We start from the raw sequence: 19,134 nt of genomic DNA, 5'->3' as shown, positions 1-19,134 counted from the left end.
CGCTTTCCAGTACGGCTATCCGTCCCACCGCGCTTGAGCTGGCAATGTTGATAAGTACATGGGGGCAGTGTATTCTAGCTGGTCAACTCCTGCTGCTGGAACAGACAGTAGTAACGCCCTTTGATCTTCATAAGCTCGTCGTGGGTACCCATCTCGACCACGGAGCCTTTATCCATCATCAGAATCAGATCGGCGTTGCGGATGGTGCTGAGTCGGTGGGTGATGAAGAACACCGTACGCCCTTTAAATGCATCAGCCAGGTTAAGGCACACTCGTCGTTCGGAGTCATAGTCGAGGGCGCTAGTGGCCTCGTCCATGATCAGCAGTCGGGGATTTTGCATAACGGTGCGGGCGATCGCGATCCGTTGCCGCTGTCCCCCCGAAAGGGAAGCACCCCGTTCCCCAACCCGGGTGTTGTAACCATTGGGTAGACCCATGATGAAGTCGTGGGCTACAGCCACTTGCGCCGCCTCAATAATTTCTTCAGCGGAGGCATCTGGAGCGTTCAGGGCAATGTTTTCCTGAATGGTGCCGTCGAACAAGAGGGTGTCCTGGGGGACAATCCCGATTTGCTGACGCAGGGAGTAAAGTTCTACTTTACTGATGTCGTAGCCATCGATCAGGATACGTCCCATTTCTGGGTCGTAGAGTCGAGGCAACAACTTCATCAAGGTACTCTTACCGGAACCACTCTGGCCCACAATCCCGACGAACGCGCCCCGAGGAAACTCCAGGTTAATGTTGTTGAGTTGCAGCGGCCCACTGGGGTTAAAGCGGAAGGATAGGTTCTCGTAAGTAACCGTCCCTTTGATCGGAGGCATGGGAATGTTCAGGCGATCCTTCTCATCCGCTTCAGGGGAAGAATCAACGATGTCGCTCAAACGCTCAATGGAGAGGCCGACTTCCTGGAAGTTTTGCCAAAGTTGAGCCAGACGCAACAGCGGGCTGGTCACATAACCGGCAATGATTCGGAAGGCGATTAACTGACCCAGGGAGAGTTCCTGCTTCAACACCAAGTAGGCCCCCACCCAAAGCACCAGCAAACCCGATAGTTGGTTCAGGAAGTTACTGGCCGATCCAGCGGTGGTAGACGTTAACACCGTCTTAAAGCCTGCACTGACATAGCGAGCGTAGCGCTGTTGCCACTGCCAGCGAGCCCGTAGTTCCATATTCTGGGCTTTTACCGTTTGAATACCCCCGACCACCTCGACCAGGTAGGACTGGGTTTCAGCGTTGCGCTCGGCTTTCACCCGCAACTGGTTCCGAATGATGGGGGATGCAATTACCGCTAAGCCAATGAACAGCGGCACAGTTGCCAACGCTACCAGTGTCAGCAGCCAGCTATAGACAAACATGACCGCAATATAGATGACCGAGAACACGGCATCCAGCACCACGGTAAGCGCTGTCCCCGTTAAAAAGCTCCGAATATTTTCCAGCTCGTTGATACGCGTAGACAGTTCACCCACAGGGCGCTTCTCGTAGTAGCGCAGGGGTAGACGCAACAGGTGATCAATAATCTCCGAGCCCAGAGCCATGTCGATGCGGTTGGTGGTATCGACAAATAGGTACGTTCGCAGGCTTGTGAGAACGGCTTCGAAGAGTGCCAGTATCAGCAAGAAGATCCCTAAAACGTTCAGGGTGTCGATGCTGTTTTGGACGATTACCTTGTCGATGATCACCTGAATCATCAACGGGTTAGCCAGAGCAAACAGTTGGACAAAGAAGGAGGCGATCAATACCTCGACCAACACCTTCTTATGTTTCTGAATGGAGGGTAAGAACCATTTCAGGTTGAACCGCTTTTGGGGAGACTGCTTGGTGGTCTTTAGCAGGAGCACTTCCCCCTGTTCGCCCCAGGAGTCGGTGAAGTCGGCCGGCTTCATCTTGCGGATGCCACGATCGGGAACGGCAACCACCATTTCCTTCTCGGTAACGCTGTAAAGGAGCACCAGTTGATCTTGCCAGCGCACCATCGCAGGGGCTTCGACACGGGCGATCGCCTGCGCCGGAATCATAATTAACTGCGCCGTCAGTCCCATCAGCTCAGAAACGGCTCCGCACACATCCAACGATAGGATTTCGGAGCGGTCGAGCTGAGCGGCCAATACCCGACGCACGACATCTCGCCGGAAGGGCAAGTTCATGTGCTCACATAGCATCTGGAAGCAGGCCATGCCGCCATCCAGTTCACCTCGGCCCCGCACAAAGGGGTATTTGGGCAGTTTGTCGGCTTCAATGAAGCCAACGGGCTCATACTCAGCGGGGCGATCGGGAGCGTAGGGCACTTCCACGGTCGCATCTACGGGAATGGCCAGATCCTCCTCGGCATCGGCAATGGAGATGGGCTCTGTTGGACGGTTAGGTGCAGAGGGGTTCAGAAAGGATTGGGGGACGCCGATTAGTCGGGCCGGCTCGTTTCCGGAGACCTGTACCGATGTCAGGGCATCGCTAATGTAAAGGCGGCTGCCCACGGGGAAGTTCTCAATCGTACCGCTACTGACGAGCCAGAGGTATCGCCGATCTACCCGTGTGACATCGACCAGCCCGGGAGGAAGGGTCTGCACCGTGGCTAGAGGCAGAGCGGCATCCGTGATTTCCTTCAGGTTGGCAGTCCCATCGGCCTGACGGTTCAACTCTTCGCCTAGCAAGTCAAACAGCTCAAGCTGAGCGCACTGGCCACGGAAGTTTTGATCCAGGGTTGGATGCTGCTTCAGAAGATTGAGAAAGTCCTGGGCTGAAATCACCAGGCACAGGGTTTCATCGGAGGCGATCGCCGTCTCACAAGGGATACCCCGGATCAAGCCCAACCAACCCAACACATCCCCTGGCTGCATCAGCTTCAGGGTAACGGGGCGCTTGGTCCGCGGGTCATATCCCAGGCTGCGGGCGGTGCCTTCGTAGAGGATGGTAACCTGGCCGGGTAAGCGATCGCGCACCACAATCGCTTGCCCCATCCGATAGCGCAGCATCCGGAACTGCTGGGAGCATTGGGCGATCGCTGCTTCGGAAAGCTGGTTAAATGGCGCGACCGTCGTTAGGAATTCTTGGATGGTATCTCGGGTATAAGTCATGCGTCAGTTAAGGCAGAAGGGGCTTCTTGAGGACGGGCAGAATTTGCCGACAGGGCAGCGGTTAGATGGCCGAGTTGTTCCTCTAACCAGGTACTAAAGAGTTCGTTCAGCAAGCGATGGCGCATGTTGTCATCCATCTGTGCTGGAATAAAGCGCTCTAGCCGCACAATAACCATCCATTCCCCAATCCGGGTAGGAGGCCAGAGCTGCCCAGGTTGACTCACAGAGAGCATCTGGGCCAGGGTCGGGTGAGGCACGCTCAGTTCAACCGGGCCAATCAGGCCGTCGGTTTGAGCTTCTGGTCCCTGGGAATAGGTGCGAGCCAGCTCTGCAAAAGTCTGTTCGCCTTCCTGAATCCGAAAATAAAGCTCCTGAGCGATCCCCACGTCTTGAGTGCGGATGAGTGAGTAGATGACTCGATCCAGGCTAGCTTTTCGATTTAGGAAATAGGACTCCAGTTTCGGTCCCCAGGTCGCTTCTTTAAACTTTTCTATACGTAAATTGCGAATCGCCAGTGCTTCTAGCTGCTGGGGAGTCATGCTGTGGCGCGTCAGCCACACCTGATAAGTTTCATCATTATTAATTTGATTCTGGGCCAGGAATTGGTTGCGGGCGGCACCAGCCTCTTCCTGGGTAAACGCAGGCTCTTCTAAAGCTTGCTCCCACTGGGCGATCGCCTCGTCTACCAGCACTTCCTGAAGGAGTTGCGGCAGCATCCGATAACCCGCCAGCAGGGGCATAATGTCTTCGGTAGTAACCTGTCGATTTCCAACCTGTAAAACAACCGTCATGATTTGGGCCTATGGACAAACAGGGGCAGGTGAAGGGGCACGATTGGACTAACGAAATCGCTGTTATTAAGCTACGACCCTTACCTTAGGGGATTCATTTCAGGAAAAACCATAAATTATTGCAAAAGTTTTTACACCAGAAAAATAAAGTTTTGGACTCATCTGCATCAAAGGTAAGCCCACTAAGGCAGAGAACTCTTCCACTTCTTTTGGTAGAGTACCCAGTCTGATACAAGACGAAACAGGCAAGTTTCCTGATAGGAATAGATTACGAAAGTTAATGTCTATCTGTGCTTGGGTCTGTTGTGGCGATCCCTGCTGCTGAGATAAAAGGAGAGGCTAGCGATTTTACTTCGGCTCGCTCCTTTTGTTTCTAAATTTTAGGTAAACGCTATATATGCCAGTATAAAATAAAACATAAGAGAGGAATTTTAGGCATAACATTCCTTCTCAAACACAGTTATAGCTATTGCTAGGTAGACTGTAGCAACAGGGAATCATGGCAACGTCCTGATTCCCTGTTGCTACAGGTTTTGACAGGTTAAGGGCGTTTTTGAGTGCTGCGCAACGCGTGCCCCTCGAAAACGTCTAGTTTGGCCTAGTGGTCTGTCAATGTTCAAGTGTGGGGTTAACCCGGACTTGAACATGAAATTTGAGAAGTTTTTGAGGGGTCTTAGACCCCTCAAAAACTTCTCGACAGCGTACTAGGCTTCGTGTTCGCCAAAATGGGCATTTCAGCGTATTCCGAACCCGTGTTCTTCAGGATAAAGAAGAGAGGGCAGGTACAACGTACCCGCCCTCTCTTCTCAACGAGTGATTGGCTTTAACCCCCGACATGTCCCAGCGCGATTCCGGTTACTAGCATGCCAAATACGAGGAATGGCTGAGCACTGGCTTGATATTTCACGTCATTTTCCAGCGGGTTTCGCAGGAAATACATATCCTGAAAGGTGATTTGCGGCACGATGAACAGCAGCAGAATCGTGGCGTACAGGTTTTGCCCGACGCTCATTAAATAGGCCGCTACCCCAGCCTGGAAAATGTCGATCATCAACACACAAATCCAGGCTGCTTTCTCAATACCAAACATCACGGGTAGAGACTTGAGACCAAGTTGGCGATCGCCCTCTACACTCTTGAAGTCATTTACGACAGCAATCCCCAACCCCGACAAGCTGTAGAAAAGGGTGAGCACGACAATCTTCCAGTTGAGTTCCCCAAAGAGCGCATGGCCTGCCCACCAGGGGAGTGCAATGTAGCTGGCTCCCAAGGCATAGTTGCCCAACCAACCATTTTGCTTCAGCTTCAAAGGGGGTGCGGAGTAGATGTAAGAAAGGAACGACCCGCCCACAGCCAGAGCCGTCAAAATAGGAAATTCGTGACCGGCCCACTGATCCAGAGCATAGGCAACGCCAATCCCGGCGAAAAGGAGGACCAGGATTTGCACGGCTACCTGGGGAATGCTGATCGCGCCTGATGGAATGGGACGATAGGGTTCGTTGATGGCGTCGATGTGGCGATCGTAGAAATCGTTGATGGTTTGGGTATACCCAGCCAGCAAGGGGCCTGACATGAGCATGCAGGCTGCTGCAACAAGAACGTTTTCCAGGTTCCAGGTGTAATGGCCAGACGAAGCTGCCCCACAAAGGACACCCCAGATGAGAGGAATCCAGGTGATGGGCTTCATCAGTTGCAGGCGAATTTTCCAGATGTTGGTATCGCCAGAGGTGGCTCCCTTCATCCCCAACAGTTGCCGGGCTTTCGCGCTACGGTCGGCTTCAGAGTTTACAGCGGTTTGTTCGGTCACAGGGGGAGAGGACTCAGTCATGATGACGATTGGGTTATCCCTAAATGTGAAACAAATTTGAAGACAGTCCTTTTCTGTTTTACCGTGAATTGGGACCTTGCGCAGTTGCTGAGTTAAAAAAACTCAGAACCCCGGCACTTTCAAGGCCACCGGGGTTCTAGAGTCCGTTTTAAAGATTAGATTTGCGTCCGTCAAGCACACACAAACCTAGCCCTTCAGACAGTTTTAAAGCGTGCTCTAGCATTTAGAAGATGAGCTTGAACTGACTCTGACATCCTTGCAAATTGCTCACTAGAGACGTTCTTTCATCCGCTTTGTACGCAAAAAATGGCGACTTTGGCATGGTTGGCTCAGCCCGTGGGAGCGAAGATAAAATCTGCGGCCGTCAAGCTTGTTGCACTAACACCGAGCAAACGTACCGAGTCGGTTGTATTGAAGGCGATGGTAGTGCCAACCAGGGTAACTTCATCGATCAATTCATCAAAGGTGTCGAACCCAAAGTTAGATACATCCAGCCGATCTTGCCCCTGAATGAAGTCTCGGATAATATCTTTGCCACCATCCGGGCGGGCAACAAATCGATCAGCGCCGAGGCCGCCTCTGAGAACATCCGCTCCGGCCCCTCCATCCAGGCGATCGCCTCCTGCTCCACCTGAGAGTGAGTCATTCCCCACCCCACCATTGAGGATGTCATTATTATCTTCACCCAGGAGCGTATCGTCTCCTTCCCCTCCCAGCAAGTAATCATTGCCCAGACCGCCGCGAATGTAATCATTGCCGCGATCGCCAATTAAAATATCGGCACCGGCCTGGCCTAAAATCCGGTCGTTATCATTGCCGCCGAAGGCAATGTCGTTGTTCTCGCCGCCGAATACGAAATCAATTCCAGCACCCCCGCTAAGAATGTCATTCCCCTGGTCCCCGAAAATCTGGTCGCTTCCATTCCAGCCTTCCAGGCGATCGCCCTGACCGCGTCCCCGCAAAATATCGTTTCCACCAAAGCCATCGACGTTATCTCTACGACCAGTACCTCTTAGTGTTTCTCCACGATTCGTACCCCGTACTTGGTTAAAGGACAGGGGAGGAATTTCCCCGGTGATAGTTTGATAGATAGCATTTCCCAGGACTTCATGGCCTCGGGTTGTAGGATGGAAGGTATCCCAGAAAAAGTACTCATCGGCATTAGAAACCGGCAGGCTTGGAGGCTGAAAGGCTGGATCCGTAATGTTGGTGAAGCCATAGCTGCTGGGATTGGCGGCGACCGCCTCTCCTGTCGCAAACACATCGACTTGCGTAACATCAAAGCTCAGGTTGTCAAGTTCCAGGGCAAGAGCTGCATTAAAGGCTCGGCTAACAGCAGTGGCATCAGCACTCACTTGGCGGGTGCCTGGTAAACGCCCCAGATTCACCATGTTGGGTAATACTAAATTCCGAGCTCCCAAGTCGTACAACCGGGTTGCTGCCTCCCGGAGATCAAGAGCACCCTGACGAATGAGCGCAACGGGATCGATGGCTGCTTCATCCCTGAGCGGATCTAAAAAATTATTTGGCCCCGCCCACACCAGATACAGATCAGTTGGATCTGCGTCACCCGTACCAACGGAGGCTGTAAAGGCATCAATTTGATCTCGTAAGCCTGGTAGGTCTGCATTCAGGTCATCATCCAGGGAATTAGAGTTTCCGGTTGTTGCCCCTGAAAAAGCTAGATTGCTGTTATCTGTAATTTCGTAATTTGGTAGTTGAGTGTCTAAGTATTCAACCGCAAGGAGGCCATTTGAAAGGCGACCATCAAAATAAGGAGGTGGGGGAAAAAGATTACCGGTCGCATCAAACAAGTTTCCATTATCCGAAAGACTATCCCCAAAGACATACAGGTCTGCCATGTTTCTTTACTCCTCTTTGTTATATGAAAAGGTACCAAAAGCATCGGTTTACGAAGGCATTCAGTTCACTTAACTTGCCTCTTGAGGTAAGCGTGAAGTTTCCTGATTGCCCTTATCTAAGCGTTAATGAATCAGCCTTTAGGCCGTTAAGTAATCAATTCCTGGACTGTAGGAAAACTGGCTAAAAAGATGAAAACTTTCCTGATGGGTTTATAGAAATTTCTGAAAAGTGGGGATTTTTGAATTCAAAAATAACCTTTCAGTTTCTTTGTAAGGGTAAGACAGAAATTTGAATAATCTTGTTCCTCAAATTTCTCAAAATTGAGAGAGTGGGTAGCTGCATCTAATCGGCAGAAAAAGTTTCCTTAAAACTTATTCCTGGAAACACCTTATTATTTTTATTTCTATTAATAAAAATGTCAAGGTTTAGTTTCTACAGCGCTTTGCGCTTGAATAAAATGCAGCTATTTTTGTGAGAGCCTCGCGGAGCGAGGCTCTCACAAAAATAACTTGTACCTCATAGGCTTGAATGCTGTATATAGGTGGGGTAAGTCAATAATCATCATATTTAAGTGTGGATCTTCAGTTTCGCACTAGCTGGTATCAAAGAAGAGCGCCAGGCTTAGCCTGGTGTTCTTCTTTGGTTGCTGGATCTAACTGTTTAATACCACGATTAATGTGTGGTGAACTCAGCCATAGAAACAGTATTAGAGAGAGTGGTTTATTAGATGAGGGCGATCGCCACTACAGCAAACGCTACAGTTACAACCCAACGACTCACAACAGGAAATTCTTTCATTCAAGAATTCGATTTTATGTTGTATTTTTCCTGTTGTTAAGTATTTTGCTTCTACTGCATCTAACTCTATAGAAAAACAGTCTCAAGGCAGAGGTTTATCGTTGTAATTCATTCGTTTGATATATACCAAGTAATCCTCGATAAACCATTTAATCCAATGTCGATGTTCTCTTATAGCACTATGCAGTCACAACCAGGAAGTTTATTTTTGAGAAGCCTCAGTCGCGAAGCTTTTCAAAAATAAACTATCCTAACTACACTGCGTAATGCTCTATCTCCATAGAGATGGATAGAGAATGTTGTCAATCGAATAAATGGCCATTTCAACCCTTTCAAGATTGATGTACTTTTGTTGGATGTGTGAAAGGCCCCACACCTGGCAAAAATACATAAGTCCTGCCACTACCGTTGCCGGGAAAATAGCTATAACTTGTGCCACAAATCTAAAAAGAATTAATCGGATTCTGCGATCAGCGCCAAATCTTTTTCAAGTTCAGGTTGTGAATTCAGGTGGGGTTGGAGAACTTCCTGGGTGCGAGCCAGGGTTTGGGCCAGGTTAATGTCATCCTGAGTCAGTAGACCCACAACCACATCGGGGTGTTCTCGTTTGACAACGGGGAGTTGGTGAAGACCCCGGGTCGCCATGCGGGCGATCGCCTCTGACAATAACTCATCACTATAAGCGTAAACAACCTCGGTCGTGCAGAGATGCTCAAGCGGTTGCTGAAGAACAGTTTCTGCTAATTCTTCAGCTGGCCGAGTAACTAGACGGTTGATGTCATGCAGGGTAATGATGCCTGACAGTTGTTGCTCGTTGCCGAGTACCAGGGCACAGCGGCTCCTGTGATGGAGGAGCGATCGCCCGGCTTCTAGAAGAGATATATCCCCTGGCAAGATCAGAGGCATTTCGTACATGGCCTCGGTAACTCGCAGGGAGGGAGAATGATCGACAGCGGGCACGTCCAATGAGGTACCCTGTTGTTCTCCGTCCGAGTCCATTACGACTGCGGGTTGCAGCCGTTCCACCAGCCATACGCTAAGGCCGACCGCGGCCATTAAGGGCAACACAATACGGTAGTCGTGGGTGAGTTCAAACAGGAGCAGGATGGAGGTGAGCGGTGCCCGGACACTGCCAGCCAGCACAGCGGCCATGCCTACCATGGCATAGGCAGGAGGGGAAGCCATATAGGGATGAAGCGCGGGGAAGGCGATCGCCAGCATCTTGGCGTAGGCCGAACCAAGGGATGCGCCCAGAAACAGAGCTGGAGCAAATACCCCACCAACAAAGCCACTGCCAAAGCTAAGCGCTGTCATGAACAACTTCACTACCAGCAAAGCCAGCACCAGTTGCAAGGAAAATTGCACATCCTGCAACATAGACTCCACCGTTTCATAGCCCGGGCCTAGAATTTCAGGAAAATTCAGGGAAACTAGCCCAACCCCAATTCCTCCAATCACTGGGTGTAAGGATTGAGGAATCCGTGCCAACCATTGCAGCCCCGCCACTTGTCCATGGAAGGATTGTTGGGAGAACCCCATCAACTTCTTGTAAATCACGGAGACAAGGCTGGCTGAAAGACCCAGGCCCAGATATAGCGGAAGTTCCAACAAACTCCGCACTTCATAGGCCGGAAGTGAAAAGGCTGGCTGAAATCCCAGACCAATTTGCGCAATCCACGCGGCCACCACGGCTGCCAGTAACACAACGCTCACTGCTGAGGTGGCGAAGGTGGTTCCTAAAACGACTTCCAGGGCAAAGAACACCCCAGCGATGGGGGCGTTAAAGCCAGCAGCCAGGCCTGCGGCAGCTCCTGCCCCCAAAAGCAACTGCAAACGTTCACGGGATACCTGTAAAACCTGGCCCATCAGTAGGCTAAAATTCGCTCCAATTTCCACGCTGGGGCCTTCTGGGCCAAGGGATGCGCCACTTCCTAAAGAAATGGCAGCGGCCAACATTTTGCTAATGGGTTTAAGGGGGCCGAGTTCCCGTCCCTCTTTGACGGTTTCCATTAGGGCCGTTAAGCCCGGGCCAAAATCCTGTAAACGCCACCGCATCAGCCCTACAATCAGGCCGCCCAACAGGGGAATCAGGGCTAATGTCCAGTGTCCCCACGCCGACAGGTAGCCGTAAATATCCCCCAACATCACAAAGTGGAGAACCTGGGTGAGGAAACGAAACAATACCACCCCAGCTCCTGCCCCTGAGCCAATCAAAATAGCCAGCAGCAACACGACCGTCTCTGGGGCGGGTTGCAGGCGGTTAAATAGATGGGTAATCGTTGATGTGTGACTAGTGCCGGCCGTATGAATTGTTTCGGATGTTCCCTCAGATTCGGGGGTCAGGCTCATTGGGGTGGGTTGCAGGGCAGCAGTGGTTGTCTCACTCACCATTGTGCTGGATGAAACGTCTGAAGGGGAATGATTTTAGGGAAATTCTCTCCTCGCCTTAGAGCTTGCATAGAAGGTTGATTTTGCATGTTCTTGGGTACACAACGTTAACCTTGTCTCGCAAGAACTGCCCCCATACCTATCTGCTTTCCTAGGGCCTGTTAAATGGGCCATTTTTGTGTGTGAAGCGCACGAAAAATGACCCTTTCAACTAGTAAGCTACGGCCTAAGCCCGTAACCTATTTTTCTGTGGGGGTGCGAAGCACCCCCACAGAAAAATAGGCTATATATTTACGCCTCAGCGTACTAGTTTTAGAACACGTCTAGTGGAATTTTCTCCCTGTGCTTTCAGGGTGGAAGAAAATCCTGTGATGAGAGCCTCAATGGCTATAGCGAGATGATGTGCGGTATTTTGCTCTCACATCACCAGGCTTAAAGCATAGCCAGGGGGGTGGGGCCTTTTGGAGATGGAAAGGCTGCCTCCAATGACTCTAGCTCTGCGGAGGTGAGGGTCAGGTTAAGGGCGGCGAGGTTCTCGTCAATGTGGTTGATGCGGCTGGCTTTGGGAATGACAATAACATCAGGTTGATGGAGGAGCCAGGCGATCGCTACCTGTGCCGTACTCACTCCTCGTTGCTCGGCGATCACCTTCAACGCGGGCTTCTGTAGCAATCGCCCCTGTTCAATGGGCGAGTAGGCCATGATAGGAACCCCGTGCTGCCGACACCAGGGCAGTAAATCCCATTCTCCGCCCCGGCGCATCAGATTATAGAGAACCTGGTTGGTGGCGATCGCCTGCCCTCCTGATAACCGCCAGGCTTCCTGCATATCCTCGGTGTCAAAGTTACTCACCCCGTAGCTGCGAATTTTGCCAGCTTGCTGAAGTTCTTGAAAGGCCGCGAGGGTCTCGATCAGGGGTACGGAGCCACGCCAGTGGAGAAGGTAGAGATCTAGATAGTCAGTTTTGAGGCGTTTGAGACTACGCTCGCAGGCGGCGATCGCTCCCTTGCGCGAAGCATTATGGGGATAAACCTTGCTCACCAGGAAGACCTCGGAGCGGCGATGGGCGATCGCCTCTGCGATCACTTCTTCGGCTCCCCCTTCCCCATACATTTCTGCGGTGTCGATCAGGGTAAGGCCGTGATCTAGGCCATAGCGAAGGGCATCGGCTTCGGATGATCGCTGTTTCTGGTTTTCACCCATGCGCCAGGTTCCCATGCCTAGCACGGGGATGTCTTGTCCAGATGATAGGCGCAGTGTTTTCATAGCAGTTTAACCCAGGTTAGATAGCGGAGGATGCCATCTAAATTCCATCGGATTTATGATTTCTGCAATCCTCTTACTGTTGATTATCTTGGCTTTTCTAAGAGGGGTGAAGTGCCTCTTTAGGCTGAAGGCATAGCAAATATTTGGATTGAGGATGGTGTGTGGTTGGAGGATTAGTGCTGACTTCATATCTCTAGTGCTGCACGGCAGCACTTCACCTGTATTGAAGGTAGGGTGTGAAGCATCCCCCGCCTTCAAACGTGAGCAAACTTTAGGAGATTTCCAGCAATGAAATTACCTCCCAGGATGTTGTGCGTTGCCCGCTTAGCGGGCAACGCACAACATCCTGGGTAAATTCTTATGCAGAAACCCCTAAGGGGTTAAACCTTTGCGGTGCCGATATACATAACTGACGTATCGTCATCAAAGCGAATGCGAAAATTGCCAGTTTTCCAGTAGTGACGGAGGGTGGTGAAGTATTCCAGGGGATTACTGCCAAACAGGTTAAAACCGTTGAAAGAGATGCTTGAAAAAGCTTGTTGTTGCAACAACTGGGTCAGTTCTTCTGGGGTGATGAACTTCTTCCAATCATGAATTCCTTGAGGAATTTCTTTCAATAAATCCTCCAAAAGCCAGATCATCACCAGGCGAGACTGCCAGGTACGATTGAGGGTGTCAAAACAGAACAGTCCGCCCGGTTTAAGGACACGACGGATCTCTGCCAGTGTGCTGGTGGGGCTGTCTACATGTTCCAGCACATCGACACAGGTGACGATGTCGAAGGTGCGATCGCCCCACGGCAGTTGTTCCCCAACACCATGCTGATAGGCAATCGGCAAACGCTCCTGATCTGCGTGGGCCTGGGCTGCCTGAATACATGCGGCGGATTGATCAATGCCCCAAACCTTAGCGCCCCGATGAGCTAAAAACTCGCAGGTATAACCGCCTCCGCAGCCTACGTCCAGCACGTGCAAGCCATTCCAGTTGGGGACGAAGCGATCAAAATATTGGAATCTCAGGGGGTTGAGACGACGGAGAGGGTAAATTTTGGCGGTTTCATCCCACCAATGGGCAGCCTGCGTATCGTAGAAGCTTAGATCGTTACGGGTAATTTGAGTTCGCGGCATTGTAAATGGGACGAGGAGAAACGATGGGTGTTTCAATCATTATCCCCACATTGAATGAGGCGCGCTGCCTGGAACGGACGCTGCGGTGCTTGAGCATTCTGCAACCACCGCCGCAGGAAATCCTGGTAGTGGATGGGGGGAGTGATGATGAAACCGTAGCGATCGCCGCCCAATTCTCCGCTACAGTTCTGCACTCGAATCGAGCCCAACGCTCCACTCAGATGAACTTGGGGGCAACCCACGCCACCGGAGATTTTCTCTGCTTTGTCCATGCCGATACCCTGGTGCCAGATGATTTGGTGGTGCTGGTGGATAAGGCTCTGGCGGAGGGGGCGATCGCCTGCGGAGGTTTCATCTCCATCATGGCGGGTACCCATGTCACGCGTTGGGGTATCACGCTGCATAACAGCTTAAAAACCTACTACGCTCCTCTGTTATTTCGTCCCCATCTGTTCTTTCGCAACGGTCTGCGGCTTTTATTTGGCGATCAGGTAATGTTTTGTCGGCGAGAGGATTTTCTGGCCTGTGGTGGGTTTGATACAGAAATGCCCATTCTGGAAGAGGCCGATTTATGCCTCAAATTGTGCCGTCTGGGACCCATACAGCAGTTGAATCGAGTGGTGCAGTCGAGCGATCGCCGGGTTGCCTATTGGGGGCCACTTAAGGCGAATTTCATCTATGCCATGATTGGCTTCTTGTGGGGATTTGGAGTGCCGGCTAAAACCTTGAAGCGATTCTACGATGAGGTTCGCTGATTCAGGCTCCAATCGTACGGCAAATAGCGCACTGTCGCCGTTTCAGGAATCTCTACACCCGAAAGATAGCGCTGAATATAAGCCGGGATAGACGGAGCCACCTTCAGGAAATCCTTGCCATACCACTTGAGAATTTTGCTGCAATAGAGCGTTCGAGAATCGGCATCGTAGCGCACTTTGGCAGGATTGTGGATGAACCGCTGAGCATCCTCCTCCAGTTGCTCTTGCACCCGGTCAGCCCAGTATGCGCCGCTACGCAAGAGCGGGCAGCCGACCGCCGCGCATACCAGGGCAAAGTGGATGCGCGGTTCGGTAAAGTGTTGCCGCAGAATGCCATGTTCAATCTTGTTGAGGCTCAACGATTGGTTGTTGAGGGAGAAGCGCGATCGCTCAAAAAATCGCAAAAATGCTAACCAATTCGGTACTCCCAGGAACTTGGGCAGGATTGAATTAGTTGGATAGCGCATCAACACTTGTTCAATCACCAGCGCGTTGTAAAGGTTGATCAGCAAAGCCAGTTGGGTATCGGCAGAAAGGTCAGATAGGGAAATGGGCTGTACTGACGCTAACCATTGCCGTAAATCGGTCTGAGCTTCTCGCTGCCAGCGGCCATAATTGACGCGGCCTTCTCCGTCTACGTAGGCTTTGAGTAATGCATCCAGGAGGGCAAAATTAACCATGATGAGTGTTCTAATCTACCTGCATTAAACCGTGTATGGTGCGATCGCCCCTCCACTTCCTCCGACACCAGGCCTGGAAATCCGTGAAACGGATGATCCACAATAAATTTCCTAACGCCCCTGCCATTTCGACAACATCCCTGGCAGCGTGGCTCCAGTCGGGTACACAACCTGCTCCTATTCTGCTGGATGTTCGTCGTCCTGAGGAGTTTGCCGTCAGCCATCTGCCCCATGCCTATTACACACCCAATCTGGATTCGGTGCGTGCTATGGATTTATCCCTGGATACACCTCTGGTCGTCTACTGCTCTGTCGGTTACCGCTCAGCCCGCCTGGTGGAACAGTTGCGGGCGGCGGGATTTACTCAAGCTGTGAACTTGGAGGGATCGATATTTCAGTGGGCCAATGAAGGGCGGGCGATCGTCCAGGCAGGTCAACCCGCAAAATTCGTCCATCCTTACAACTGGCTTTGGGGATTGCTACTGAACGGAGATATCAGAGGGCGTTCGAGTTAACCGCTCTTGGCAATCGACGTCATCCCGTTTTTATATGAAGCGGTACAGAATGAGAAGTATGGTGCGGCGTCCCACACCTCCCATCCTGTGCCGCTTTATATTTGCTTGGTATCAGGTTTTGGAACAGACCGATACAGTTTTTCTAAAGCCTTTGATTTTGCGTATCCTTAGCGTACGCAAAATCAAAGGCTTTAGAAAAACTGTCCAGAGTATTGTGAATGTATCTATTACATCAAGCCACCTTTATTGATCAAACTAAAGGATACGGCTCGCAAATCCTGAAAACTAACTAGAACGACTATGAATCACGCACGGATCATCCTTACGGATCATCTTTCAGTTCATCCGTTAGCGCTATTCTGATCTGTACCGTGAATAAGATTGATCAAGCCTACGAACATTTCATGTATACGACCCTGGTAGATCTGGGAGGCTGGCGGGCATTCGCTTGGAGCAAAGCCTATCGTCCGCCCCATGTGACCTAATCATGGGTTGCACCTTCTTCAGACTCCATTGGCGTGGGCAAATCCTCGAGTTCGATATATACACTAGGGACACTTCAAGGAAACCTCGAACCCTATGACTAAGTCCCCTTCTTTCCCTATCCAGGCGGTTATTTTTGACCTCGACGGTGTGTTGACGGATACGTTGGAATTTCACTACCTGTCATGGAAGCAACTAGCCGACGAAGAGGGCATCCCCTTCGATCGGGAAGCCAACGAAGCCCTGCGAGGGCTGACGCGGGGCGAGTCATTGCGCCTGGTGCTACAGGGTCGAGAGGTGGGGGACGAAACCTTCCAATCCATGATGGAGCGAAAGAATCGCTATTACCTGGAGTTAAGCCAGAACATGACGCTGGATCATGTGTTGCCGGGGGTACTGCCCTTGCTAACAGAACTACGAGCAGCAGGGGTTCGGATGGCACTTGGGTCAGCTAGTCGGAATGCGCGGGCCGTGGTCCAACGACTGGGCATTGCTGAATTTCTAGATGTAATCGGCGATGGTTCCTGCGTTACCCAGTCTAAACCCACTCCCGATATTTTCCTGTATGCAGCCACTCAGCTTGGCCTTGATCCGGCTAACTGCTTGGTGGTAGAAGATGCTGCCTCAGGTGTCGAAGCAGCTCTACGAGCAGGTATGTGGGTGGTTGGTCTTGGCCCTGAAGAACGGGTTGGAGCAGCCCATCTAGTGTTTCCTAACCTGGAGGGGGTGCATTGGGTAGATGTGGTTCATAAGCTGACCTACCAGCGGAGAGCGATCGCCGCTACGTAACCCACGGTTACTTCCATGCTCGATGGCAAACTCAGCCCTGCTTCAGCGATCGCAACAACTGTGTTGGACGAGCAAATCGCACTTCATCGTAGCGATCGCGATGATGAACAAAAATATAGTGCTCATATTCGTACCAGTGCATCTCGCCTTTTTCCTGGTTGCAAATGCGGCAAATGACCCAGAAGTTTTTGAATTCTAGGGAGAGCCAGGGGTATTGGGCACGGGGCAACTTGTGGTCAATGGTGCGGCCATCGCGATCGCTAAAACGATAACCACAGATGGGGCACAGCCGCTCAGAGTTGTCCTTAACCCATTGCTTGCTTTCAGGTGTTGTGCCGCATTCGCTATCGCCATTTACATAACGCCAACGGTCAAATTGGCGATAATCCTCAAAGTCTTGTTGGGTCAATTTGTGATAGCGTCGCTTGCCAACTTTGTCAGCTATCTTGAATAGATCTTCCAGCTTTTTGTCGTTCAAATCCATAGCTTTGCTGAGAGGCTGTAATTGGAAGACAATTAAGAACGCTTTCGCCTTGTAGTGGGCTTGGCCTGTTTGCCGTAATCGATGGACTCAATTTCGGTGTCAGGAAATTGGCGATCGATAGTGTCAGCGATCGCTTCAACCTCTGTAGACAGCTGCTGTTGAAATGCTTCAATTTCCTCAGGAGTCTGATATTTATTGCCAATCTGATCAGCTTTTAGGAACAGCTCCTCCAGGGTCGGCTCATCAGAGTCGGGTTCTGCTAGTAGCTCATTAATCTTCTGGTAAAGCTGAATGATGTTGTCCCAGCCTACATTTCGATAACCACTTTCCTTTAACCATTTTTGCTGTTGTTTAGGCAGCTTACTCTTGCGATTCGAGTTAGATCGCTGTACATCGCGATAACTCATGCCGCTAAACGATCGTTTTTTGCTTTGCTTAGGTTTCATAGGGCCAGCTTCTAACCCAAAGTCCATCGGAACAGCCGAATCATCGCCTTACGAATCTCGCTGTCCTCATATTGCAATAGCAGATTAATATCCTGGGCGAGTTTCAGACGAATTTGGTCAACTACATTTTTCAAGTCTTTATTATCTTTTTTGAGCTGTAGATTTGCCTCTACCAGCTCATTATTTTGAGTGCTTAAAAATGTGACTTTTGAGGAAAGCTCCTGATTCTGGGCCATCAGGCCATTAATTTCAGATTCGAGAGACTGATGGTCTTGCAAAAGTTGCTGTCGGCGATCGCCTAAAGATTCCTTCGCTAGCTCTAAGTCTGCAATATTCTTCTCTAGTTCCTGATACTCTAATTGAAGCTTTTCCAGCTTTTTCTCGGCTTGGCTTCGTAATGCGCCAAAGTTCCGATTCTTTTGGCTCAAATCTGAGTTTTTAGAGATAAACGATTCGACCAGTCTTGTGGCGCTAGGCTGGTTTTGTAGAATGCCTAAAATTTGCTCACAGTCTTCTATTGTTAGAGACTGGCTAATATTCTTATTGATGCCGTATTTTTCTTTGAGCAGATCCTGGAGTTCACTCTTTGATGGCATTGACCATACCCTTCAGCTGTCTCTCGTCTCAGCCTAACCCAGAGAATATTGGGAAGGCAAATAAAGATTGAGCTAGCACAGCTTTAAGCGTGAAGGTTTCTACGGCAACACCTCTTTAATAGAGAAGTCGTCATCTAAATCGTTGGCTCGGCTAAGGGTGTGTAAAGGCTTCGCCGCATTCGAGGGCCAGCCGTCCTCCCAGATCAGTGTGAGAAGGGCTCGTCGCCGTAGCTCTAGCATTTCGAGGGCTTCTTCAAATTTATGGTGGCTGACGGTTGGGATGCCGTAGGCCCGCAACTCCTCCAGGGAAGGAGGTGGAAGGCAATGCCTGGATGGCTTGAGATAAGCAGAGGTGAGAGTTTTAAGGAAGGAGGCATTGGCACGGCGGAGGGGGCCAATGCTGGCAGGGTCAGGGCGAACGCTGGTGCTAACCCCATAGCTCAGCAGTGTCAGGGCCTCATCTAGAGCTACCAGACTGAGAGCGAAGGAGCGCGATCGCTCCGCACTATGGAAGTAATACAGAATGGGGTAGGTCACATGCTGCTCACCCAGCAAGGTAATTTGTGACGTAAGACTAATGAAGTGCTGGTTGAGCTGTCCAAAATCTTTCCCATTCCAGGCACGAGTGAGAATTTCTTCGGGAGTGCCGCCCAGAGATGAAATGTAGAGGGCCAGTTGCCGCTTATTGGTTGCAGCAGAAACAACCGGCAACAGGTAGGTGATGATCAGCGAGAGTAAGGCGAAACCACTGATGGAGGCGATCGCTGTTGCAAATTGCCAGAAGGTATTGCTCGGCTCAAAGTCCCCCAGGCCCAGGGTTGAAAGGGTGTAGAGGACGAAATAGATGCGTTCCCAGAGGTTGGCATATTCCCCCGTAGAGGCTTTCACCAGTGCCTGATCGGAGGAGCTAAAAATGAGGCACCATCCCAGAAATGCCAGGGAAAACCAGAGCCAGGCTGTGAAAATGAGCAACAGCCAACTAATCAGAAAAAGCAGATGATGATTCGGATGCCAGTGATGGATCCGGAGCACAAACCTCCAGATTTTACCCAAAATGCGATTGGTCAAAGGACCACCGCCCCCCAGAATTAACGTGGTGACCAGAACATCAACGAAAACAATTAGCAGAATCAGAGCGCCCAGGAACAGCAGCATGAATAAATATTAAGCAAGGTTCCCGAATCACCATAGGACAAAGCCCCTAAAGGGAACCTGTATCCCAGGGTTAATCTAAATCTAACGTCAGTTCGG

At 50.8% G+C, this 19,134-nt stretch carries 15 protein-coding genes; 3 read left to right on the top strand and 12 right to left on the bottom strand.

Translation table 11 applies throughout. The features are described 5' to 3' along the window. Positions 1-74: 74 nt before the first annotated feature. From H6F91_RS23570 to ubiG, 7 genes are all read right to left on the bottom strand, one after another. Positions 75-3,074, bottom strand: a complete 3,000-nt coding sequence (locus H6F91_RS23570) for a peptidase domain-containing ABC transporter (RefSeq protein WP_190770138.1) — start codon at positions 3,072-3,074, stop codon at positions 75-77. Next, positions 3,071-3,865 (bottom strand): peptidylprolyl isomerase, encoded by a 795-nt coding sequence (locus tag H6F91_RS23565; protein WP_190770139.1) that lies wholly within the window; start codon positions 3,863-3,865, stop codon positions 3,071-3,073. The genes H6F91_RS23570 and H6F91_RS23565 overlap by 4 nt, the downstream gene beginning before the upstream one ends. An 823-nt stretch (positions 3,866-4,688) precedes the next feature. Next, positions 4,689-5,693 (bottom strand): chlorophyll synthase ChlG, encoded by a 1,005-nt coding sequence (chlG, locus tag H6F91_RS23560; RefSeq protein WP_190770140.1) that lies wholly within the window; start codon positions 5,691-5,693, stop codon positions 4,689-4,691. A 329-nt stretch (positions 5,694-6,022) separates the two neighbouring features. Continuing rightward, positions 6,023-7,555, bottom strand: coding sequence for an SGNH/GDSL hydrolase family protein (locus H6F91_RS23555; protein WP_190770141.1), 1,533 nt, complete (start codon positions 7,553-7,555; stop codon positions 6,023-6,025). A 1,252-nt stretch (positions 7,556-8,807) separates the two neighbouring features. Continuing rightward, positions 8,808-10,703 carry a chloride channel protein gene (locus H6F91_RS23550; RefSeq protein WP_190770166.1) on the bottom strand — a complete coding sequence of 632 codons (1,896 nt, stop codon included), beginning with the start codon at positions 10,701-10,703 and terminating at the stop codon, positions 8,808-8,810. Positions 10,704-11,174: 471 nt separating this feature from the next. Continuing rightward, positions 11,175-12,008 carry an aldo/keto reductase gene (locus tag H6F91_RS23545; RefSeq protein ID WP_190770142.1) on the bottom strand — a complete coding sequence of 278 codons (834 nt, stop codon included), beginning with the start codon at positions 12,006-12,008 and terminating at the stop codon, positions 11,175-11,177. Positions 12,009-12,388: 380 nt separating this feature from the next. Next, positions 12,389-13,135 carry a bifunctional 2-polyprenyl-6-hydroxyphenol methylase/3-demethylubiquinol 3-O-methyltransferase UbiG gene (ubiG, locus tag H6F91_RS23540; RefSeq protein ID WP_199308019.1) on the bottom strand — a complete coding sequence of 249 codons (747 nt, stop codon included), beginning with the start codon at positions 13,133-13,135 and terminating at the stop codon, positions 12,389-12,391. 23 nt (positions 13,136-13,158) lie between these two features. On the opposite strand from ubiG, the gene H6F91_RS23535 reads away from it, so the two are divergent. Beyond that, positions 13,159-13,890: a TIGR04283 family arsenosugar biosynthesis glycosyltransferase gene (locus tag H6F91_RS23535; protein ID WP_190770143.1), complete on the top strand. Its 732-nt coding sequence runs from the start codon at positions 13,159-13,161 to the stop codon at positions 13,888-13,890. Here the strand turns inward: H6F91_RS23535 and H6F91_RS23530 are convergent. Further along, entirely contained in the window at positions 13,872-14,570 is a 699-nt protein-coding gene (locus H6F91_RS23530) for a DUF547 domain-containing protein (protein WP_190770144.1), read from the bottom strand. The two genes, H6F91_RS23535 and H6F91_RS23530, sit on opposite strands and share 19 nt — an antisense overlap. A gap of 35 nt (positions 14,571-14,605) precedes the next feature. Between H6F91_RS23530 and H6F91_RS23525 the strand changes: the two genes are divergently transcribed. Next, positions 14,606-15,085, top strand: coding sequence for a rhodanese-like domain-containing protein (locus H6F91_RS23525; RefSeq protein ID WP_190770145.1), 480 nt, complete (start codon positions 14,606-14,608; stop codon positions 15,083-15,085). A 579-nt stretch (positions 15,086-15,664) separates the two neighbouring features. Further along, the gene (gene pgmB, locus H6F91_RS23520; protein ID WP_190770146.1) at positions 15,665-16,357 is read left to right on the top strand and encodes a beta-phosphoglucomutase; all 693 of its coding nucleotides are present in this window, start codon (positions 15,665-15,667) and stop codon (positions 16,355-16,357) included. A gap of 31 nt (positions 16,358-16,388) precedes the next feature. Here the strand turns inward: pgmB and H6F91_RS23515 are convergent, their stop codons facing one another. From H6F91_RS23515 to H6F91_RS23500, 4 genes are all read right to left on the bottom strand, one after another. Then, a complete protein-coding gene (locus H6F91_RS23515) occupies positions 16,389-16,841 on the bottom strand; it encodes an HNH endonuclease (protein WP_190770147.1) in 453 nt (150 codons plus the stop codon). A gap of 32 nt (positions 16,842-16,873) precedes the next feature. Further along, complete coding sequence (locus H6F91_RS23510; RefSeq protein WP_190770148.1) at positions 16,874-17,287, bottom strand: hypothetical protein; 414 nt, start codon at positions 17,285-17,287, stop codon at positions 16,874-16,876. An 11-nt stretch (positions 17,288-17,298) separates the two neighbouring features. After that, positions 17,299-17,883 carry a hypothetical protein gene (locus H6F91_RS23505; protein ID WP_190770149.1) on the bottom strand — a complete coding sequence of 195 codons (585 nt, stop codon included), beginning with the start codon at positions 17,881-17,883 and terminating at the stop codon, positions 17,299-17,301. A gap of 99 nt (positions 17,884-17,982) precedes the next feature. Beyond that, on the bottom strand, positions 17,983-19,038 hold the full coding sequence (locus H6F91_RS23500) for a potassium channel family protein (RefSeq protein WP_190770150.1): 1,056 nt from the start codon (positions 19,036-19,038) through the stop codon (positions 17,983-17,985). Positions 19,039-19,134 lie beyond the last annotated feature (96 nt).

The organism is Leptolyngbya sp. FACHB-8, assembly GCF_014695575.1.
In the GTDB taxonomy this organism is placed as follows: domain Bacteria; phylum Cyanobacteriota; class Cyanobacteriia; order Elainellales; family Elainellaceae; genus Vacuolonema.
This window is presented reverse-complemented; position numbering and strand designations above follow the sequence as displayed.